This is a genomic window from Pseudorhodoplanes sinuspersici, assembly GCF_002119765.1.
Lineage (GTDB): Bacteria > Pseudomonadota > Alphaproteobacteria > Rhizobiales > Xanthobacteraceae > Pseudorhodoplanes > Pseudorhodoplanes sinuspersici.
This window is the reverse complement of the sequence record NZ_CP021112.1, coordinates 5,535,316-5,555,973: the sequence shown is the minus strand read 5'-3', so window position 1 is coordinate 5,555,973 and position 20,658 is coordinate 5,535,316. Positions and strand designations below refer to the sequence as shown.

18 protein-coding genes and 1 pseudogene are annotated in these 20,658 nt (G+C 51.7%); 11 read left to right on the top strand and 8 right to left on the bottom strand.

The window, feature by feature from the left end; translation table 11 throughout:
- Nucleotides 1–177 precede the first annotated feature (177 nt).
- Nucleotides 178–1,683, bottom strand: coding sequence for a hypothetical protein (locus tag CAK95_RS26975; protein ID WP_086090764.1), 1,506 nt, complete (start codon nucleotides 1,681–1,683; stop codon nucleotides 178–180).
- 689 nt (nucleotides 1,684–2,372) lie between these two features.
- Nucleotides 2,373–2,993 (bottom strand): class I SAM-dependent methyltransferase, encoded by a 621-nt coding sequence (locus tag CAK95_RS26965; RefSeq protein WP_086090762.1) that lies wholly within the window; start codon nucleotides 2,991–2,993, stop codon nucleotides 2,373–2,375.
- 228 nt (nucleotides 2,994–3,221) lie between these two features.
- Here CAK95_RS26965 and CAK95_RS26960 point away from each other — a divergent pair.
- The 4 genes and pseudogenes from CAK95_RS26960 to CAK95_RS26945 all read left to right on the top strand — a co-directional run.
- Nucleotides 3,222–3,395 (top strand): annotated as a pseudogene (locus tag CAK95_RS26960) (integrase core domain-containing protein); the annotation flags it as partial.
- Nucleotides 3,396–3,491: 96 nt separating this feature from the next.
- Nucleotides 3,492–4,499, top strand: a complete 1,008-nt coding sequence (locus CAK95_RS26955) for a glycosyl transferase family 90 (RefSeq protein ID WP_086090760.1) — start codon at nucleotides 3,492–3,494, stop codon at nucleotides 4,497–4,499.
- A gap of 103 nt (nucleotides 4,500–4,602) precedes the next feature.
- Nucleotides 4,603–5,250: a class I SAM-dependent methyltransferase gene (locus CAK95_RS26950; RefSeq protein ID WP_086090759.1), complete on the top strand. Its 648-nt coding sequence runs from the start codon at nucleotides 4,603–4,605 to the stop codon at nucleotides 5,248–5,250.
- A 75-nt stretch (nucleotides 5,251–5,325) separates the two neighbouring features.
- Nucleotides 5,326–6,372: a hypothetical protein gene (locus CAK95_RS26945; RefSeq protein ID WP_086090758.1), complete on the top strand. Its 1,047-nt coding sequence runs from the start codon at nucleotides 5,326–5,328 to the stop codon at nucleotides 6,370–6,372.
- Here the strand turns inward: CAK95_RS26945 and CAK95_RS29450 are convergent.
- Entirely contained in the window at nucleotides 6,331–6,585 is a 255-nt protein-coding gene (locus tag CAK95_RS29450) for a hypothetical protein (protein WP_147413560.1), read from the bottom strand. The two genes, CAK95_RS26945 and CAK95_RS29450, sit on opposite strands and share 42 nt — an antisense overlap.
- Before the next feature lie 159 nt (nucleotides 6,586–6,744).
- On the opposite strand from CAK95_RS29450, the gene CAK95_RS26940 reads away from it, so the two are divergent.
- Both CAK95_RS26940 and CAK95_RS26935 read left to right on the top strand, forming a co-directional pair.
- The gene (locus CAK95_RS26940) at nucleotides 6,745–7,074 is read left to right on the top strand and encodes a hypothetical protein (protein ID WP_086090757.1); all 330 of its coding nucleotides are present in this window, start codon (nucleotides 6,745–6,747) and stop codon (nucleotides 7,072–7,074) included.
- A 120-nt stretch (nucleotides 7,075–7,194) separates the two neighbouring features.
- On the top strand, nucleotides 7,195–7,644 hold the full coding sequence (locus tag CAK95_RS26935) for a class I SAM-dependent methyltransferase (protein WP_086090756.1): 450 nt from the start codon (nucleotides 7,195–7,197) through the stop codon (nucleotides 7,642–7,644).
- Between the two features lie 158 nt (nucleotides 7,645–7,802).
- On the opposite strand, the gene CAK95_RS26930 is transcribed toward CAK95_RS26935, so the two are convergent.
- On the bottom strand, nucleotides 7,803–8,567 hold the full coding sequence (locus CAK95_RS26930) for a class I SAM-dependent methyltransferase (protein WP_086090755.1): 765 nt from the start codon (nucleotides 8,565–8,567) through the stop codon (nucleotides 7,803–7,805).
- Nucleotides 8,568–8,770: 203 nt separating this feature from the next.
- Nucleotides 8,771–9,460 carry a class I SAM-dependent methyltransferase gene (locus tag CAK95_RS26925; protein WP_157699761.1) on the bottom strand — a complete coding sequence of 230 codons (690 nt, stop codon included), beginning with the start codon at nucleotides 9,458–9,460 and terminating at the stop codon, nucleotides 8,771–8,773.
- 380 nt (nucleotides 9,461–9,840) lie between these two features.
- Between CAK95_RS26925 and CAK95_RS26920 the strand changes: the two genes are divergently transcribed.
- Both CAK95_RS26920 and CAK95_RS26915 read left to right on the top strand, forming a co-directional pair.
- A complete protein-coding gene (locus CAK95_RS26920; protein ID WP_086090753.1) occupies nucleotides 9,841–10,746 on the top strand; it encodes a class I SAM-dependent methyltransferase in 906 nt (301 codons plus the stop codon).
- 27 nt (nucleotides 10,747–10,773) lie between these two features.
- Entirely contained in the window at nucleotides 10,774–11,994 is a 1,221-nt protein-coding gene (locus tag CAK95_RS26915) for an alginate lyase family protein (RefSeq protein WP_086090752.1), read from the top strand.
- On the opposite strand, the gene CAK95_RS26910 is transcribed toward CAK95_RS26915, so the two are convergent.
- A complete protein-coding gene (locus tag CAK95_RS26910) occupies nucleotides 11,995–12,705 on the bottom strand; it encodes a class I SAM-dependent methyltransferase (RefSeq protein WP_157699760.1) in 711 nt (236 codons plus the stop codon). It lies immediately after the preceding gene.
- A 129-nt stretch (nucleotides 12,706–12,834) separates the two neighbouring features.
- Nucleotides 12,835–16,287 (bottom strand): glycosyltransferase, encoded by a 3,453-nt coding sequence (locus CAK95_RS26905; RefSeq protein ID WP_086090750.1) that lies wholly within the window; start codon nucleotides 16,285–16,287, stop codon nucleotides 12,835–12,837.
- 405 nt (nucleotides 16,288–16,692) lie between these two features.
- On the opposite strand from CAK95_RS26905, the gene CAK95_RS26900 reads away from it, so the two are divergent.
- Nucleotides 16,693–17,652, top strand: a complete 960-nt coding sequence (locus CAK95_RS26900; protein WP_086090749.1) for a class I SAM-dependent methyltransferase — start codon at nucleotides 16,693–16,695, stop codon at nucleotides 17,650–17,652.
- Nucleotides 17,653–17,690: 38 nt separating this feature from the next.
- Here CAK95_RS26900 and CAK95_RS29445 read toward each other — a convergent pair whose 3' ends face one another.
- Nucleotides 17,691–17,861 (bottom strand): hypothetical protein, encoded by a 171-nt coding sequence (locus CAK95_RS29445; RefSeq protein ID WP_157699759.1) that lies wholly within the window; start codon nucleotides 17,859–17,861, stop codon nucleotides 17,691–17,693.
- A 484-nt stretch (nucleotides 17,862–18,345) separates the two neighbouring features.
- Between CAK95_RS29445 and CAK95_RS26895 the strand changes: the two genes are divergently transcribed.
- Nucleotides 18,346–19,578: a KpsE/RkpR family capsule polysaccharide export protein gene (locus CAK95_RS26895; protein WP_086090748.1), complete on the top strand. Its 1,233-nt coding sequence runs from the start codon at nucleotides 18,346–18,348 to the stop codon at nucleotides 19,576–19,578.
- A 5-nt stretch (nucleotides 19,579–19,583) separates the two neighbouring features.
- Nucleotides 19,584–20,642, top strand: a complete 1,059-nt coding sequence (locus CAK95_RS26890; RefSeq protein ID WP_086090747.1) for a hypothetical protein — start codon at nucleotides 19,584–19,586, stop codon at nucleotides 20,640–20,642.
- Nucleotides 20,643–20,658: the final 16 nt, after the last annotated feature.

The following is a 20,658-nucleotide window of genomic DNA, read 5'->3' as shown; positions in this document are numbered from 1 at the left end:
GTTTGGTCATGGAAATTCTCCGAAAAAAATCATTCAAAAAAGGTGCAGCGGCAAAACGCGATCAAAACGAAATGCGCGACCCGAACATGTGCAACGCAAAGCCCGGCGAGAGACCATCCGGTGCGGCCTTTCGCTAAGGCCGCACCGCGTTCGTGCTATGAGGCTGACGAGGGCCCTTTAACCGACCCCTGTCGCCAGGATGTAGGAGTTATATTGGCTGTAGGTCCAAGCCGACCGGTTGCTATCCTGGTTGGTTGGCACGAAGGCCATTTCAGCCCAGAACAGACCGTATTGACCTTGCGAGTTTGCAAAATACCCAGCGGCTTTGTTGTAATCCAGAACGGCATGGTAGAACCTGGTGGCTGGGTCTAGCGGTTCGACCGCGTCCACTGTCCAGAGTCTAGGCTTTTGCTGCTGGTCTTTGTCCACGCCATTCATGTAGAAATTGAACACCACCTTCCCGGACCCGGCGGCATAGCCCGCTCCCAGCGACCGTCCGTATTGAAGCATGAGACCGTCGGGATAGGTCCCGGCGGGAATGTGATTCTTCAGCGTGTCGTCGGTAATAAATCCACCGATGCCGACGTCGGGATTTGGCGACGGCGCATAAAACGGCCGCGCCGAACTCGGTATTGTTGGGTCAGGCCGGTTGTTAGCAGTGCCCTGGCCGCCGAAGGCATAGCCGCCTGACTTGAAGATAGATCCGCTTGTCGCTTGTACGAAGAATAATGTCTGGTTTCCCTCAACATTGGTTGCGTCGATATTCACATCCGCAACCGGGACGTCCACCGTCAATGGACTTTGCAGAACACTTGCATCGCCAGCGGACCACGGGACATCCTGTCCGTTGCCGTCAAAATATAAAAATGCGGTATAGTTTTTATTGGCGTATGTCGCCGAGATGCTTGGCAGGTTCTCGGTAAAGGTTATCTGTCCCGTAACATTAAAAAGGCCATCCGTCACATCATCGACGGTTGGCGATCTGAATTTTTGAGGAACAGTCGGGTCCTCCGGATCGATATAATACGCGGTGTCGCTGGTGGAGAACATCGACTGAACAGGACTCTGCGCTTGCATCGTTATCGCCAGTGTCTTGTTCGCAGTCACGTTGACGGAGGAGTATCCATTTGCGTCGGTGTTCACGGCGGCCCAATAACCGCCTCTCACCAACGGAAGCTTGGCATTTGTCGCCGCATCATAGAACGTGGCGACCCCATTTCTCGGCGAAACGAACCACTGGACCTCAGCGCCGCTTTTGACCAGCGTTTTGTCGGTCTTGGCCACGCTGGCCTGATAAATGATGCCATTGGTTGACGGAAGGTCTTTGGGAAAGACCACGAGGTTGTTCGATGTCACATCGCCAAGCCTGGGAGTAGTGCCCCAATCCTGGAAAGCGATCGTGTAGTCTTTCGTGCCGTGCGCGCCTGCATCCGCGGTGATCTTGACATCTTTTCCGGTTGCTCCGATGTACGAGAGCGGCACGGTAATCACGCCGGATGCCAGATAGGAGTAGTCGTCGCCAAGGTTTGTGGTTGTGGCCTGCCACGTGGCTTGACCGTTGGTATCGTCGCTCCAGGTGATCGGGATACCGCTCGTTTGTTGCGAGTCAGGAATACTGACCCAAACTTGGAATGCGAGGCCGGCAGGCGCGAATTTTGCAACCGTTTCAAATGTGACTGTCATTTTCAGCTCCAAATGCTTTGAACAATGTGACGTTGAACAATGCGGCCCAACCATAGGACCAATTGAAGTGGCGATAACGTCTTGCAAGCTTTCAATGCGTCGCCTGCAACAACGATCCTTACGGTGTGCCGAGATTGGCGGAATGTCACGTGAAAGCTGACGGCGATAGCCGTGATTGTCCGCGCAAGGTGCAGGCTTTGTGAGTTCTATATCAGATGGAGATCTATGATCTGCGCGCTCACCGTTTGGAAAAGCGACGCAGTTCGACAATCGAGATCGGGCTGAGATGTTTGTAAAAAAGTGCGCTGCCTGCGGCGCGTCCACCGAGTCCACGATAGGTCCAGCAGCCGCATCTCGCCATGCCACTATATCTACAAGTGCGGGACTCGATTGCGCAGCGCATCGTTGCGGGTGAGTGGAAGCCGCGCATCATCATTCCGGTCCTCGGACTCACAGAGTGTGCTGGAAAGCTGGATCATGATAAACAGAAGCGAGATCAGAAGCGCATCGCAACATTGAGCATCTGCGGCGTGGTCGGCGTAGGTGTCGCAGATGTAAATCAATCACCGTGACGAAATAGATGGGAGGGCCGCGGTGCGATCCGTCTCAACCAACGCACGAAATGCCTGTCAGTGCGTATCCACTTTCTTTTCCGGTTGCGAAGTGCGGCAATGAGGATCTTGAAGCAATCAAGAAGATCGGCCGGTGCCGCGAAACCTTGCCGGCAGATCGGCTAGCTTTTTCATCCAAAGGCTCGAACCCGCAGTTTCAAGCCTTTGCGCGGCGCCGCATGCGATTAGCTCGTTGCAGACAGCTTGGACGCCCGTATGATGTGTTGAGCCGCTGTTGTGCGCCTGTGTGTTTTCGACCGCGTCATGAAACACGATGGTTGGCTCAATTCCCTCAAACTGCGTGAGCGAGTTCCACTGCGCACATATGTCGGTCTTCACGCCCTCATAGGAGTGGTCGCCATCCACGAACATGAAGCCGAAAGCCCCAGGAATCGGAATCCGAGAGTTTCCGGTTATGAGGGTAAGACGACGTGCGATTTCAGGCTTGCGAAAATACTCGTCGCATTCGGGCAAGTGGCGCGGATTTAAGTCGATGCTGGTGATGTGCCGGCCTTCGCCTGCCATGAGTAACAATACAGTTGATCCACCTTGATACCGGCCGATTTCGAGAATCGGACCTCTGGAGGTACGTGTCGCCTTCCAGAGCAGCGCGGCTTCATTGAAGTCCTGACGTATATGCCCTCGGTTGGAAATGTGAGAATTGAATAGCCATGCAGCCTCTTCAAAACCAATTGTCATAAGAATCCTCTTGCCTTGTCGTTTCAAGATTACATTGTATATTTCGGCGGAACTCGTCGGAAGTGAAAAGTTCGGTTGAAGGGGGCTTGCTGAAACCAAGATACCAATGTTTGAATTCTGTCGTAGGTAGCGCGACGCGACAGCTATTGCCCAAGGCCTGCAAGACTAAGTAAGGCCCGGGGCAGGTGGGGCATGTTGGCTTGTAATAGAACACTAACGAGACACCGCTATCTGCGAGCCTATGACAGTGTGAGCGAGGCCCGCGCATCGATCGGCCGATATCCCGACTTCTACAATCGCCGCCGACCGCATTCGAGCCTTGACGCGTCGACGCCAAGTCAGGCCTACTTCAACCCGCTGCCCCCCGCTTGGCTGTCTAACCCCGGCAGAGGCTCCACTTAGCGACCCGGATAATTTGTTCAGACAAACGGAGCCAGCTCTCTTATTGTAGCGATGGGGCCCAAGTTATTTTGCATCTATCCCAGGGGGCGGGAAAGAATGGAAGCGAACAACGAACCTCACCGTGCACTAAGATATTTGGCTAAAGAACAGCTTTCAGCTTGGAGAAACAAATTACTTAGCCGAGACGACTTGAGACAAGCGTTTGTACATTTGAACGCCGTTCCCAATGTTTCAATCTTCGAAATCAGAAAGGGCGATGTCTGTGCATGGGACAAGGCCAAGGCATTGGAACCATTAGACAGAGTCAGACGTGATTTATACCAATCGTTCCTAAAGACGATAGTTTCTGAACGGCGCCCGGAGACGAGCACTGTTTTGGCTTATGCCCTTGGCGATAGGTACCCAAACAATGACTCTATACCAACAATCGGCTACCAAAAGCGACGGAGCCACAGCACCATTTTGCTGCCTGACGTCGATTTCCTTCGTTACGACTTTTATCAGGGCGAGCAATTCCAGGATCAAATACCATACTTGAACAAGCGTACCGCGGCGATATTCGTGGGCGGGACGAGTGGCGGAAACCGTATATCCGAGGAACGCGTTAAATTGGTTCCAAGGATCAGATCCGCTCTGTATTTCAAGGGCCACAAGAACATCGATTTCTTTGTTCCAAAGATTGCGCAAATCGATGGAGAGAAGACCAAGCAGGCAATTATAGATCTTGGAATTGCAGGGCATCCAGTATCGTGGGAAGGCCATTGCAATTATAAATTTCGCCTCTCTATGGACGGCAATGGAGCAACATGTTCGCGTGTCGCCCTTGCACTCAAAAGCAACAGCGTTTTGATAAAATATTCATCAGAATGGATGATGCACTATTTTCCGTTAATGAGAGCCGGAGAACATTACATCGAGATAAATGGGGACGCTGAAGTAGATCCAATCATTGAGATTGAACTCAATGATCCGGGTCGATGGGAGGGAATTGCATCCGCCAGCACTTCATTTTATGAAACCTATTTGACGAGAGACCGTCTTCTAGACTACAGCGCTTTTGTTCTTGATGAGTACGAGTTCTGTTTTGGCCATTTACAAGACTAAGTCCCATAGGGCAGGCCCAGCCATGACGGCGAGGGAACGGCCAGAGCATTAATCACCTATGGATTTTAGGGCACATTCCACCGCAAATGGAGGCTGGTGAACGATGTTTAGTAAAACTGATATGCGAGCTTATTGGGACTCAATCGGCTGCAGAGACGACAACGAGAAACAGATTGCCCACCAACCCACCCGAGAGGGCTTTCTTCAATCTGGCGTCGATAACCTACCCCTGATTTTCCCTTGCGGCTGCGAGTCGATTCCGAAGGGCGGGACAGTCGTCGAAATTGGCTGCGGTAAAGGACGACTTGTGCGTGTGATTGCCCAGAAGCGACGGGACGTTCGGGTTGTCGGCGTCGACGTCTCTGACCGAATGGTCGAGATGGCATCAGAAGAATGCAAAGAATGGATCAACACGCACTTTAGCGTTAGCGATGGGACCAACCTCGCATGTTTGGGCACCAACACCGCAGACATTATTTACAGCTTCATTGTGTTCCAGCACATGCCGCGCGGCGCAGTTCGAAGCACGATTAGCGATGCTGCTCGCGTTCTAAAGCCAAATGGGCGGCTCATATTTCAGGTCCAGGAACGGAAAGAAATAACACAGCCAGATCCGCCAGATACTGACTACCGTAGCATCCGATATTACACCTCAGAGATGGCCACCGCCCTCCTTAGCTACCCCTTGTCCCTGACCTCGACACGAGGTGGTGGCCACAATTTATTTGTTGAAGCGCAAAAATCCATTTGAACCACGGGAGCACTAACTGCGCAGGCCGATTCACCGTATAACTAAAATGGTGCAAAGTCAGGAACTGTACACACGATGAAAATCGCGAACTGTGTTTTACTCTCGTTCTTTAGGGATGAGATCCTTGCTATTATCGATCAGCTGCAGCGATACAGAGATCGGATCAACATCCATATTCTGCACAACAATAGCACTCGGACAGATTCGCTTCTGCCCGCGCTCGAAGAACGGCTGAAGATCGGTCACATTGAGAGCCTTACTCACTTTACTTCGAACATTGCAACTGCCGCTTTCGGCGCATTCTTCGATGCAAAACTCGTGGAATTGTCGCTGCCCTACACTATCGTATCCGATGGCGACATCTGGGCAGATGGCGACTGGCTTTCTGAGCACATCAACATACTGGAAAAACATCCAGACATCTTTTCGGTTAGTTCGTCCCTAGATGAGAGTATATTAAAAGGGAGAACTATTTCCACCTACCAAAGGCCAACAGAAACTGCCTTGGACCATTTTGTTCAGAAAACTGGGTGGTGTTACAAAACAATGCGGACCCCAGAATGGGTGGAGTTTTTGCGGTTTAGGGAAGTCTCTGAGCTTCTTTTTCACGACAATGAGGTGCACCAGTTCGCGAGTAACATTCTCAAGAAGAAGAGCGCAACCGCAAAGAGAAACATCGCGAACCACCTCCGCTGGGGATACAAGTCAGATTCAGCATACAATCAGCAAAAGGCCATGCTGGGGAATCCATGGAATCATGGCCACACCTCCCTGTTTGTATTCAAAACACGGACAATGATTAAACCCGTTGCGGGCATGCCAATCAGGCGCAATGTGCAGTTCTGGCGCGCCGTGCATGTCACAAATAATACGACCCGCGATGTAGATGATCTTCTCTTGTCATATCGAAGAATAGACCACTTTGCTTTTCACAACAGCATTGGGCCCATCGGGAAAGGTCAAACCATAACGTTTCATTTATACTCTCCACTGGATGGCCATCTTGCTATCGACAACTTGGAATATTTACAGTCCATAGACTTCAGCAGCGACCCATCAATCAATTTAGGGAATCCAGAATTAGTCTCCGTAGAAAATCTGAACGCGATAAGCTCTCAATGAAGCATTGTCCGCGCCGTCCGAAAGCTGGACCGTGAACACAATCTCGGAAGCCGCCGTAGTATCGACCGTGCCAGAGCCAAACGCTCCGGCACCCAGGCCCCAACCACCGGCCGTTTGATTGGTGGAGAGATCTTGAACGTTGGTTGCGTTCTTGTTGAACAAGTCAGCCATCATCTTAAACGAGGGGTTGGTAGTGTTCGCAACGGCGGCCATCTGCGCGCCTGCCGTGCCGGCGCCGGCAGCGCCCCATTTTACTCTATGGTCTTGTTCCTGCACTATTGTTGTTGGCAAACCAGGGCCCCGGAAACAGGGTCACTTGAGCCATGGCTGGAGAGGCCACGCACAAGAGCGTGGCCGCGAGGAAGCGGGCCATTGATCACCTATGGATATTTCAGGCAGATTTACCGCATGAGCAAAACGGCGCAGATGTCGATTGCCGCGCTGTCGGCCGAAGAATGGGCCGCATGGCACGCTTATTCGTTCGATCTATCCGATGTAACTTTTGATAGTTGGCAGATCGAAGCCAACAAAAGATTGCCCTTATTCCAGCAGCTTGGAGTTGAGGTTGTTCAGATCCCTATCAAACCTGACGAGTTCATTGACTGGTGCAGGAAAACAAAATCCACGCTGACGACCGCGGCCGAGACGCCTTTGCCGTCCGAAATGGCCTCCGCAAGTCAATCGCGGAGTGCCAATCAATAGCGCTCTTTCGTATTATTTCTCATTGCCGGACGAGACTCGCGCACAAATTACTAGGCGCAGTTCGCCGCTTGATGATCTTGTTTATTTGTCAATGGTCCTTGATCCAATGCCGTGACAAATATGGTCGAAATAGGCACCTTCATGGGACTGTCAGCTTGCTTTTTGGCTTCATCGATTAAAGGTACGCTCTACACTATCAATGTGAGCGCCTCAGAAATGAAGATTGCGCAGAAGACCGTTTCCGACTTCGGGCTCACGAACGTGAAGTTCATCGTGGGCGATAGCTTGGAAGCACTGCCCGAACTGGTTCAGAATATCCCAAATCTTGAGGCAGCTTATATCGACGGCTACCATAGCTATCGATACTCAATGGGCGAATACCAGATTATTGAGCCTCTTGTCGGCAACAAGAAGTCTGCAATCTTTATAGACGATGCTCATAAGCCACATCCTGACGGCGAACAGGATGGTGGCATTCTGCGCACCGTTGATGAACCCGGTTCAAAGAGGATTCCGATTTTAGGCAATCGTATTGCGGTTAAGACGTTCGGTGACTTTGCACTGCTTTAGATAAGTGATGACAATCACTTCGCTGTGACCGCCGTTGCCTCCATTACCCGCTCTCGTTCCGGTTTGTGTCGCTCCACCGCCGCCGCCAGGAATTTGACCGGTGCCGCCATCACCACCATTGCCTGTCGTGTGAGACCCACCACCACCAGCTGCCAGAACTAGGCGCGAATAACTCGTGACGGGTGCGTTAGCGCCGCGACATCATTGATACACCGAAAAATCGCTCTCGCTTGTAGGGGGTAACCCTCTCGTGTTACCGATCTTGGCTTCTCTTGGTAGAACAAGACTTCGACAGACTTGAAGCGCGCCCGTTTCGCGATGTTGATGACGGCCTCAATACCAGGGATCCACCAGTTTGTCGGATCCGCGTTATAGAGACCCGGAATAAAGAACGCCGACTTGGGATCGTTGCCGTCGAGCCTCAAAACCTCAGTTTCGACAAAGCACACGCCACGCGTCCACTTCTGCAGGCGTTCAAAGGCGCCGACAAGGTCGGGCAGATGATAGATTAACCCGAGGCAGAACACATACTCGAATTGCGGTGCCTTTGGGTCGAAGTCGTAAATGGAAGCGACTTGGGTGTCGATTTGATAGCCACAAGTCTCTGCGATGAATTTGGCCTGCCGGATGACCAGATCGCTATAGTCAACCGCCAGGGTTGGGCCGGCGCCACGGTCCTTCAGCGCCATAGAGAGCTGAGCATTGTTACACGGAAGATCCAGAACAGACGCGCCCTGCAAGTTCTCAGGCACAAATGACAATACACGGTCAAACGACGCAAAGGCCTCATGACCCTGACGGGTACTGATTCCCTCGCCAAAATCGACGCCATAACCCCACGGGCGCAATTCCTCAATTCCCTTCGATATCGCGGCCTTTTCTTCAGCCGTCCACGCCCGCATTTTCTTCAACTTTACAGCCATACTCAGACTTCCCCATTAAGATCCTGCAGAATCTTATAGGAGGTCCAGCCAGACAGCTAGATTAGGACCCGCACTACCGCGCTCACGCCAATAATGCAGTTGAAAAAGAGCGACCTCGCGGAGTGCGGCGAGCGCCTCAAGATCAACCTCTGCAGCCGAAAGATGGCTTTCGAACGATGGGGCATTGGGACAACTCGGGGCGACTAGCGGCGGTCGCTTAGTTCAGAAAGAATTTCTTCGAAGGGCGCTAAACGCAAAACGTCAAGTTCTGTAACTAGATCCTCAAATGTTCTGCCTCCGATATAAGAGAGAGTTCTTGAACGCACTTTTGGGCGGCGTTTGCGCCATACAACGGTTTGGCCGTGATTTTCCTGAATCGTTCGAAAGGAGAATTGCTGGCACATAGATTCCAGGAAATAGACGACGCGAAATACGTCGCCCATCCAAGCGTGGTCATTGGACTTCAAATAGCTGGCCACTTGTTGCCGTACCGAAAAGTCCGCAATCGATGCCAAGTGTGAGCTCGGACGCGTATCGTCGATAATTATAATTCCCTTTGGGGCCAAATGCGACATCGCATTCAGCAGGTCGCGCAACGTTTGTTCAGCAGTATGCAGCCCATCGATATTGATTACATCGAATAGTTGACGGTGATCAGCAATGGAGCCAAAAAAATCATCGCTTGCGACTTGGTGATATGAGGAGTGCGGATTGGCTCGACGAGCTTCAGTTACATCAAACTGGAACTTGGGATCTACTGCAGTCTTTCTGTAAGCACTGATTTCATGGAAAGTCTTCCCCTTTGCAACGCCTATTTCTAAATAACTGGCGTTTTCAAACTGCTGCAGCAACCGATTGACGGCAAACGCTCGACCAACCATTTTATCACCCATTGGAGCGCAATCGTGGTAATCCCGGCGACATATTCGACAACGTGGGGGGCTCTCATTTAAGACGTCTTCATAGAGCGCCTGCTCTGCGCTCGACATGCGCGGCTGCATTGCGTCTGGCGTGGACAACTGCATAGTGAGCCATTCTAGGTTTATCATTTTTCAGATCGGTAACGTGCTCTTCTTAAGTCTACGCGGTATTCACGATCGTTCACACGGCGACAGTATTACGGCAAGGGCAAGTACCTGCCGAGAAATTCCGATCTGGGAGCTTTTCGAACCGGCGCAATTGACCATGTCGCCGCCGAATGTCTTGCGAGCTCGAAGGATAAATCCTAGTTTGGTGCACGTCGAGGAAATTGAAACCCACCGGTATTAGTTTCATGTCAAATATTGCGGAACACGCCGAAACTATAGCCAAGTATTGGGATAAAGTAACGGTTCAACCCGCTGGACGAACTTCAAAGTGGTGGGCAAACAAGCAGATTGTCCGACATCAGAATAGGCTTGTATGCGGAGATCCGATCGATGGATTTGCCGCCGGCTTGCGACGTCGCACCGCCAAGTTGCTCGGTGGGCGCCCATTGAAGCGTGGAATTTCCGTCGGATGCGGAGGCGCCAAAAAAGAGCTAGCCATGATTCGAGATGGGATTGTTGAATCTTTCGATCTCTTTGAGTTGTCGGATGCTCGGATCAATGCCGGACGGCAGCTTTTTGCAATGGCCGGGTTGGGAGACCACGCCAATTTTGTAAATGGAGACGCATTCTCGATTGTAAGGTCCACTTATGATCTCGTTTATTGGGACAATTCTCTCCATCACATGATGGATACCCGTGCAGCTGTCCGGTGGTCGAAGGAGATCCTCAATCCAGGTGGTGTACTGGTGGTCAATGACTATGTTGGACCGAATCGCTTTCAATGGAGCGACCGCGGGATGACTTGGGCTACGCACATCCGGTCCATTCTGCCTGAAGATTTCGTTCGCCATGCGCATGACCCATCAAAGCTCTTGCGCACTTGTCGGCGCCCTGATCCGGATTTGATCGCTAAAATCGATCCGTCTGAATCCGCAGACAGCGATAATATTATTGGGGCGCTTTTAACCGAATTTCCCAGCGGAACCCTTTGGTGGCTAGGCGGATATATCTATCATTTAGCTCTCTCTGACATCATCTGGAACTTTGAGAGCACGCAAGAATCTGCGGAGCTAGCTATGTGTCTTGCGGTGGATGAACTGCTCTCTCAATTGGGCGAAAATCATTATGCCGCCTTTTTAGCAAGGGTGTAATTCAACTGATTCAATAAGGAGGTCGATATGCCTCTTGATAAATTGGCTTGGATGCTTGCGGTTACACTTGCATGCCCGCTTCTGATCGGTTCGGCTAAGGCAATTGAACGCCAATGCGAACATGATCTATTTTTGCCCATTCGTGGGACACCGGAAGCTCGCTCGAACGGCTTAGCCAGAATCGAAAGCAGAGCGGCTGCGGCTTTAAAGAGCCACATTACTTCACCGTATTTCGGCAGCGCCTCAGCGGAGTATCTCAATTCTGCGCGCGGGGACATCATCAACGCCATGTATTTGAGTGTGTATTCTGTCCTCTCAAATAACTCTGGTGAAGCGAGCGCAAAAGCTCGCAACATTCTGCTCAACTGGGCGGACACCGTTACGAATGACCAGTTCGCCGCAGTTGACGTTCCCCACGGGGCTGAACGGGCAAACTACGCGGGCTTGGGATTGTATATTGGCTGGATCGGGTTAGGTGCGGCCTTCAGCTACAACATTCTGCATTGCAACAAGACCCTTTCGGCGGAGGAGGACAAAAGAATTCGTGGTTGGCTTCGAAGAATATCGTCTGCGGTGTTCGAGGGGAGACAGAGATGGGTTGCATCGAACTATTTCGGTGGCCAAATTGCTAACAACCATCTCTCCATGCACAATCTCGCGATTTTTACCTTGGGAGCCGTACTCGATGATGATCGCATGATGGAGTGGGCGTACGATTCACCCAAAAACAGCGCCAATTTTGTATCGCTAATTGGTCAAGCAATCTATAGCGGCGGTGAGGTGGACGGGATCAGCATTGATGCCAATGGACGACTTCCAACGCGTGGCGAGATTTACGACCGTTACAGGATGCGTGAAGGCAAGGGGCTCCATTATTCATTTGTTCAACTTCTCATGTTCGGACTGCTGGCAGAAATATCTTCGCACTACGGAAGGCATCCGTATTCTGTCGTCGGACCGAATGGCGAGAAATTAAAGGACGCGTTTATCTACTATGGCCAGTTCTTGGCCCAATCGCACTGCAAGTTGACAGCACCGGACGTCGTCAAGCCGACAACACTGAGTCAGCAGTTTTATTTGAACGCCAGAATTGAGCCCATATACTGGAACTGGCTCATTCCAATGAAAAGGCAATTCCGATCGGATCCGCAGGTGAAACCGCTCATAGATCAAATTTATGCGACCAAGTGCGATCGACCTGCCGGCGAGTATGCTCCGGTTCCGATCATTGCAGCCTTATATGAGTGATCATCCCGCCCCGCCGATGCGCTGAATAATCGCTGTGCCCAGATGGCGAGGACGAAAGTTCTCGACGAGCTTTTTGAACCAGTTCGCTCGATGATACTGTTTGGGTAGCGGGGCTGCCACCAATAGCAAATCGTCCTTTTTGAGAGCCATAATCGAGTGCATGGACCATCCTTTCCGCGCCGGCTTCGGAATATTGTGCGCATCAAGCACAGATGCTCCGAACCTCGCTTCCAAATCATACCTTTCGGGTAATTTAAAAATCATTCCTAAGGTCAAATGCAAATCGTCGACACCAAAGCGCCTAACGTGATCAAACTGGCCGAATCGCCTTGTCGCCTCATTCTTATCCATCGCGCGAAAATCGGTTTCGTATGATCCACTGACGATAGGAATACAGCAGATATGGTATCCTGTAGGCTTGAGCGCTCGGTGAAGATGGTACAAAACTGCGGTGATGTTGCAAGGAATATGCTCCATCACATGACTATGGATGATGAGGTCGTAGGATTCTGAGGGCAATAAGGCAGCGTCCGTTGTCAAATCGAACTTTCGCGTCGTAACCCAACCAAAATTTTTCGGCACAAGATCGACCGCTTCATAGCCATCTCCAGCCACCTTTTTCACGTAAGGTCCCAGACCCCTTTCTGGCGCGATATGCAGCACCTTTTGCCCGGGTCGCGGTAAGCCGAGATCATCAAGAACTAACTTCATTGCGCGCGTGCGCTCAAGAGAATCGCAAGATGCGCATCGAACGCCTTGCCGAGATCCTTGGAAAGTGAACTCCGATCCGCCACATATATTGCAGGTGAGATTCATAACAATACTCGACTCAAAAGATGATCAGACGTTCTCGAAAGAAGCGGCCCGCATACCAACTACGTGCGCAAACTCTGTAATCACCATGTCGGGCGTGACTGATGATAGGCATATTTGCTCTTGGCATGCCAACAGCTTCTGCCGATCAGTAAAGCATGGGCCGCAGGGTACATTAACACGAACGACCCGTGTTGGAGCGGTCGGCGCCACTGGCGCGTTTTTTTCGGGAGAGGTCGGTCCAAAGACAGCGATCACAGGTCGGTCCATTGCCGCAGCCAAGTGCATCAATCCAGAATCATTCGCCAGAACAACATCAGCTCCTTTCAGTACTGTCGCCGTTGCCGTAAGATCCAGCTCTCCGCAAAATGAGAAGCAGCGTCGTCTGACCTCAGTTGGCAACAATGACAAAGTCGTTTCGACGTCCTTCTCTTCGCCCGATCCACCGACAAAAACTGCATAATGGGAAGACGACAGCGTCTTTACAACAGCGGCCCAGCGAGCGAGTGGCCATTTCTTCCGCTGCATATGAGGCGTTGCGCTTGCGCCTACATGAATGGCAATGTATGGGCGCGGAACTTGATCAAGGTTAGGAACATCCGCAGTCGGCAATTCTACGGTGGGCGCGGGCCCTGTATATCCCAGCATACGCGGGATATCCATATTGTGTTCAAGCTCATGGCGACTTGCGAAATCCCAAAACGGGTGGACCACATGCCACCGGATAGCCCGCTTCATTGATGGGGTGGGTCGAGAAACGTTAGTAAAGGGGGGATAAACTGCGAGATCGAATTCTCCAATTGCGATCTGGCCTTCCAATTCTGGCAAGTGTGTAGCACCGTCTTCGGGATTTTTTTTAAGCGTGATAACCGCATCCGCTAAGTGCCGGATGGCAGGGGCTTCGGCAGCATAACATGCAACGGTAAATTTTGCGTCCGGGAAGATACTGCGGAGGGCGCTCATTGCCGGAACGAACAAAAGCATATTTCCGATACCTGAGGGCTTCACGACGAGAATACGACGAGCCTTCGAAATTAAGTATTCTCGCGCAAGAGGATTCGCCTTAAAGAGACTCACAGCAACAGCGGGTTCCCTATCAACGCTGTAGCTGCCAATCACAAACCCAACTGAGCGCAGGACAGCCTCGTCATCAACCGGGGCTTTTCTAGCCCAACGTTGAACCAATAGCCTGCGATTGTCATCTATGTAGCGACCACGCCCGTGGGTCTTAGATTCCAAATGATAAACTTTACTTTCCGGCGCAACGACAAAGTGTCCACCGAAACGCTCTGTCATGCGGAGGCAGAGATCAACATCCTCGCCTCCATTTACAAAAAGTGGATCGAAGCCCTGAAGAGAAATGAATTCTGCAGCGCGGACGGCGATGCATGCACCTGTTACTGAATGGACGCGCCTGGGGCTGTTGACGGCCGGGTGATCCCAGGGGAAATTTTGAAACAAGTGGTAAGGAAGACAATTATATTTATTAAAAAAATGTCCGGCACACTGAACAGTTGCGTCATGATAGAGTAGAAGTGGTTGGGCGCCCCTAACTTCGTTGGACTTAAGTGCAAGGAGGAGCTGCTCCAGCCATCGGCTGGTTACCAGTGTATCATTATTCAGAAATACCAGATATTCGCCGGAACTAATCGCCGCGCCAACATTGCAGCCTATTGCAAAGTTTAAGTTGCTTGCGAGGGAAACCAGGCGCACATTTGGATGGTCTCGACTGATACTTGCCAACCGTTCCTTTACGACGTTTCCACTTCCATTATCGACGATAACGACTTCAAAGTCGCCGTTTGTGTTAGCAAATATAGATTGCAGGCATTGCTCGGTAAGAGCAAGATTCTCCAAGCATGGCACGACTATCGATACGCGGCCTCTGATGCGCGCCTGATCATGCTGCTCGCGCCAATCGATCAATTGTTTCTGGATAACACGAAAAGCGTAGGCTCCCGCCTGCGAAACCGTAATGCGGTCAGTCCGGCTGTAGTTGTCATACTCGGCGCCGATGAATGGGGCATAGATTGCGCCAGCATGCTTAGTATAACGGAGGATCAAATCCCAATCGACCATGCGGCGAAGGCCGGCATCAAAACCGCCCAGTTCTTCGTACAATGACCGGCGATGCATAAAGACATTTAGATCAATATAGTTCGCCTGCAGAAGTGCGGGCCAGTCAAAGTCAATGCCGCGAAAATTCACACCGTCATCGCCGCGCACCTTCAATCCGGAATAAGCACAGCTTGCGTGGCGCTGCTGCATAAACCGGACCATGAGGTCGAGATAATAGCCCGTCCACAAGTTGTCAGAGTCTAGATAGGCGACAAATTCTCCCGTCGAGTGCTCAAGTCCGGCGTTCCTTGCAGCTGAAACGCCGCCGTGAGGCACGCGCACCAAACTGATCCGCTTGTCTTTCAGGTAAGGCTTAACGACATCGACCGTATCGTCCGTGCTGCCATCGTCGACTATAATCAATTCCCAGTTTTGATAGGACTGCTGCAAAACAGTTTCGATACTAAAATGTACTATCATCCCGCGGTTCCAGCACGGCATAATAATGGAAACTTTAGGTTGGTCGGCGGGGCTTGTTCCCGGCGAAAGAAATTCTCGAAAGAATGCAAAGGCGCGCTCATCATCAAACAATGAATAGATTCGTGCGATCGGCGTCGCGCGTTCCGTCGCGATGAGGTCTGGCTTGGGCCAACTTGCGCGTGCCTTTTCGATTTCAGCCCTTGTCGCAACGAAAACAATATTTCCATCTGGGACGATCTTGCCAGAATGGAAATAGGTTACGGTAACAGTATTCTCGGTATCCGCCCTGAGCGATGAAGGAGGTATCGCGAAGGAAAATGAACAGCACCCGCCTCCGAGCCCTGCTTTTTGTAGGTCTTTGCGAAACTGATCCGCCTTCACATTGAACTTGTACTTGCCGTTGATTGTGATGGTCAGTTCTACCGGAAATTCTGGGCGAGCCCTAAAACATGCCCAGCCTCTGAGGATCAGCTGCTTTATCCCATTGATATGGCCAGACGTCTTATACATCGGCGAACAGAATGGAATTGGCGCTGTCGTGATACACCGCCCTGTCTCTTTTAGAACGACAGCAGCATTGTGGTCAGCGCCATCGAGAAACGCAAATGGAATGGGCAAAGAAAACGCGTGGCGACCGAGGCCAAGGTCTGGTGCGACGCCTCCTTCGGCGTTGGGACGATTAGCAATGAAGTCGCGCACAGGCTTGTTATCGATCAGCAGAGAGCACTCAACTGATCGTCCGAAATCTCCGGTATCTAGAACAAAGCCGGTAATTCCGAGCACGGGTAACGGAGAAGCGATGCCCGGCAATGCAAATTGTATTAGCCCTAAGCGGACGTGGCACTCGACAGTCTCATCGGCAGCAACAGCCTCAGCCGACAGTTTTGGCTTTCGCTTTGGCTTTTCAGTCGGATTGATGAGGATAGTAGGAAGATGCATCATTTTTGGCCTATACCGCTACTGACGAGCCGACGAGCTTTCACGCAAGAGGTCTGCTGTGGGGTTCTGCTCGTTGTGGTGGTTAATTCAAACCGCGTGCCTTGGGATTTGCCCCATGGCATAGCCTTCAATTCTCAATAACTGACAGCAGGTGCAGTGGTGCAGCATCAATCCTGGCAACGCGCCTCCTTCTTTCGAGCGGACAATGAGTTTCGTGACTGACTCCCTGATCTCGTCAGTTGTCAGCACCCGTTTGTTGACAAGAAGTCGCATTAAATCAGCCAGCGCCGCTGTGTATCCACCCCAAATTGCTGCAGTTTTCTAGTCCACCTCTATACTCTCCTTGTGGTTTATTGTGAAATTGGGCGCAATATCGTATACTAGGTGGGATCCTACTTGCGCCAGTCTATGATTCCTCTCGATACTCCCTGGATCTATCTTTTCAACCTGCTTCCGAGGTTGGTCACGCCAGGTCAGCTACCGCCGGAATGCGACATCGACTTCTATCGCGGTATCCATGACGATCTCGCTCAGTTTTCGGATGACGAGCTCCGGGCTCATTTCCGGAACCACGGCATTCAAGAAGGGCGCATCGGCAGCCCTGCCGCACACCGGGCAGGATTCCTAGCAACGATTCCCGACGGAGACTGCCTCGAAATTGGTCCATTTACAAAGCCTGCCCTCCGCGGAGCGAGGGTCAAGTATCTCGACGTCTTGGACCGGATAGGGCTACTCGAGCGAGCGGCCCAACATGGCTATCCGTTGGAAACAGCGGTGGATATTGACTTCGTGTCGCCGACCGGACGGCTTGAAGTGGTTCCGGATCGATCGTTCGATGTGGTTTTTAGCAGCCATTGCATCGAACACCAGCCGGATCTAGTTCGCCACCTCAGCGATATTGAGCGCGTGCTGCGGCCAGGCGGAGCATATTTTTTGATAGTGCCTGACAAGCGCTATTGCTTTGACCAATCCTTGGACTGCAGTGACTTGGATCAAATCATCGCGGCATACAATGAGCGAAGGACGGTCCATACGAAGGAAGCGGTCGTTCGGCACTATGCGTACACGACACACAGTCATTCGATAAGGCATTGGTGCGGGGACCATGAGGATCCCCATAAAGACAAGCGAGCGGAACGGTTACGGGGTGCTGAAAAGCGCTACGCGGATGTGGCTGGCGCGTATCTCGACGTTCATGCATGGCAGTTCACGCCGAGCAGCTTTCGCGAGATATTGAAGAGGCTTCGAAGAACGGGGCTCACGAACCTAAAGCCAGAACGAGTCTACGAGACTGTTTGGGGACAGCTTGAGTTCATGGCAGTACTCCGTAAAGCGACGTGGAGCGACAAGCTAAACCCGTTTCGTTAGTCGGTCCGATGATGGGATCACGCCCTTTTCGGTCGAATTTACATCTTCTTTTCGTTAAAGTGAGAGTGGACTTCTTTCACCCAAAGCAACAATTTCCCAGCTACCGGATTTGTGGCAATCACCGAAGCTTCATGGCTCGCATCAACGACATTTCTTTCCGCGCTTATTACTGCAAACTCCAAACCATATCCGGCAATCAAGACGATCAAAGCGCTACTCAAAAGCTGCTAGACCAGCATAATGTTTGATGCTCCAGCGAATGGGCTTCGTTAGACGAGCATCCCTCGTGATCGTCACGACAACCGGTCAAGGTGTCCACCTATTACTTGGTCTCCAACAATCGATTACTTCGCCGACTGTACGGAAGAGAACTGAAGCGGTGCTGCCTAAAATACAGCCATGAGCGCGGCCTCATAAGGAGCGTCCAATATACGATCATGCGCTTTTCCATCGTGGTGAATCAGCCACATTGGGTCCGTGCCCGGATGAAGTGCGACGATGCTCTGGCCGGGGCATATGCTTCGTATTGAGACTGTCAAGACGCAGGTGAGTGTCTTCTGCATCTTGGTTGTGAAAATACCCAAATGAGGTAGTATGGTATAGTTCGCTTTGAATTTTCAACCTAGTCCTCGGTGTTGGTGCTATTATTCAAGAGTCGCCGACGTGACCTTGAGGCTACGGGTTTAAGGAATAATGACGTCCCAACGATTGTCGGAACGGCGCGAGAAGCTTCGCACAGAGTCGGTGTCTATTAAGCGAGTTGGTGGCGCCGTTGTTGGGACATTGGGAGCTGGTCTCCGGCTGAATACTCTTGCGCGTCGCCATCTTGGGCTCCTTTGGTATTCATTCATTGTCTGCGTTTGTCTGCCGGCGGTTATCTATTTTGCCTATCTGCTTTTTGTTGCTTCTGCTGAATATGAATCAGAAGCCCGATTTGCCGTCCGTGGTCCGAGTGAGACCCGCAGCTCGGCTATAACAGACGCGCTCGCATCGCTGTCGAGCGTGGTCGGGGGCCGCTCGACTGCGCAGGATTCCTTTATCGTTGCGGATTACATCCGCAGCCGAACAATTATCGAAGACCTCGGAGGAAAGGGTGTTGTCGAGAATATATACTCTAAGAAAGATGTTGATTGGTTCTCGCGACTGACATCAGAACAGACACTAGAAGACGTCTGGGATTACTGGCGTCGGAAGATTACGGCCATTATCGATACCCAATCGAATGTGCTGACACTGAGAGTGAGAGCGTTCGCACCGGAAGACGCGAAGAAACTTGCGGATCAAATCGTACAGCGTAGCGAATTGCTGGTGAATGAGATCTCTGAGAGGGCACGAAGCGATGCTTTGGCCCGAGCGCACGCTGAAGTTGATCTCGCACTTCAGCGGTTGGCGAAGCTAAGGGCGGCGCTTCTTGAATTCCGGACGGGGGCAAGCACGATCGATCCTGTTGGAAGTGCGACGTCGTTGAGTGAGACTTTGACGGCTCTAAGCCGCGAAAAAATAACCCTCGAGGGCAATCGCGAGGCGCTTAAGAGTGTCATGGATAAGAATGCACCGACTCTGCGTTTTCTCTCTACTCAGATCGAATCGATAGACCAGCAGATCAAGAACTTGCAGGATAAACTGACGAGCCAGACCGAATCGGCAACGACGCTCTCTGGGCAATTGGCGGTGTATGAAGATCTTCAGCTTCAAAGCCAGTTTGCTGAGAAGCTGTTTACGATTGCGCAGGCGGGTTTTGAAAAGGCAAGAGCAGAGCAGGAGAAACAGCAGCTTTATGTCGTCACGATCGTGCGGCCGACAATGCCTGAGGAGGCCTCTTATCCAAAGCCGTTGGTCAGCGCAGCCGTCGTTTTTGCGGTTTGTCTGATGTTCTGGAGCATGGTGACGTTGGTCATCGCATCCATCGGCGATCACATTGGATAGAATACATGCTGTTTCATATGGAAAAGTACGGCAACAGGATCGAGGGTTGGCTGTCGCCGGACAATCCTGGTGCAGTGCCGCGCATTCGCATCTTGCGTCCCGACTCAACTGTCGCTGAGCTGGAGGCGAACGTCTTCCGTCCGGATGTGCGAGACCAGGGGCTTCATCCCACCGGTCACAATGGATTTGCCATCAATGACACCGTGTTTCCCGACCTCGCGGGCATGATCGATCAGATCGAAATTCGCGATATCGATACCGGTGTCCTGCTTTATCGCCCGTTCAAGGAAGAAAAACACGTACCGCTGAAAGTCCTTCGCTTTGAGCCGCAAGCGATGCCCTATGCTCAGATCGAGTCCATTTGGGATAGCCATTTCTCGCTGTATTATAACGCGGCTGAGCGATATCCATTCGAGACAATGTTCGGCGTACTGAACAATCCTGCCACTAAATCAATCGCGATCTCCGGTCGATTGAATTACGGGCAATATGAGCACTATTTTCGGGACCGGGACTACAAGATCATTTCACTCTTGCGGCACCCGCTTGAAGAAATGGCGGAACGCTTGTTGTTCATACGGTATGCGCTTGCGCCGCAATCGCCAGTTTCATTCGATGCGCACTTGACTGGATTGCGCTGTCTTGGGCCAGTGGCCCAGCGCATTACGCTTGAGCGGATGGAGAGCGTCGACGAATGCCTTGAGCGACTTTCGGTGGAACAAAGGGCTGCATTGTCCAACCCGGTGATCAAGGCGCTTGCATGCAAGCCCGATGAGGTTCCGCGAAAGCAGCATATCCAGGTTGCTTTGTCCAAGCTCGCGGCGATGGATCTCGTGGGAGTCCGAACACGTTACGATCAGTTCAAGCATATGCTGGCCGAGTTGATTGGCAGGGATATTCTGGCAAATAGTGTGCAGCCGGAAATTTCTTGGGCGCGACGAGTTAGCGAGCAGCTTGGTAAGCTCAAAAGCGCGCAATCGCTCGTTTCTCTCGACATGCAATTATACGAAATGGTTGAGAGGGCGGTGGGGAGAGTGTTGGAGGAGAGGAATTCGGCGGCGTGATGGTTGAAAAAGGGGG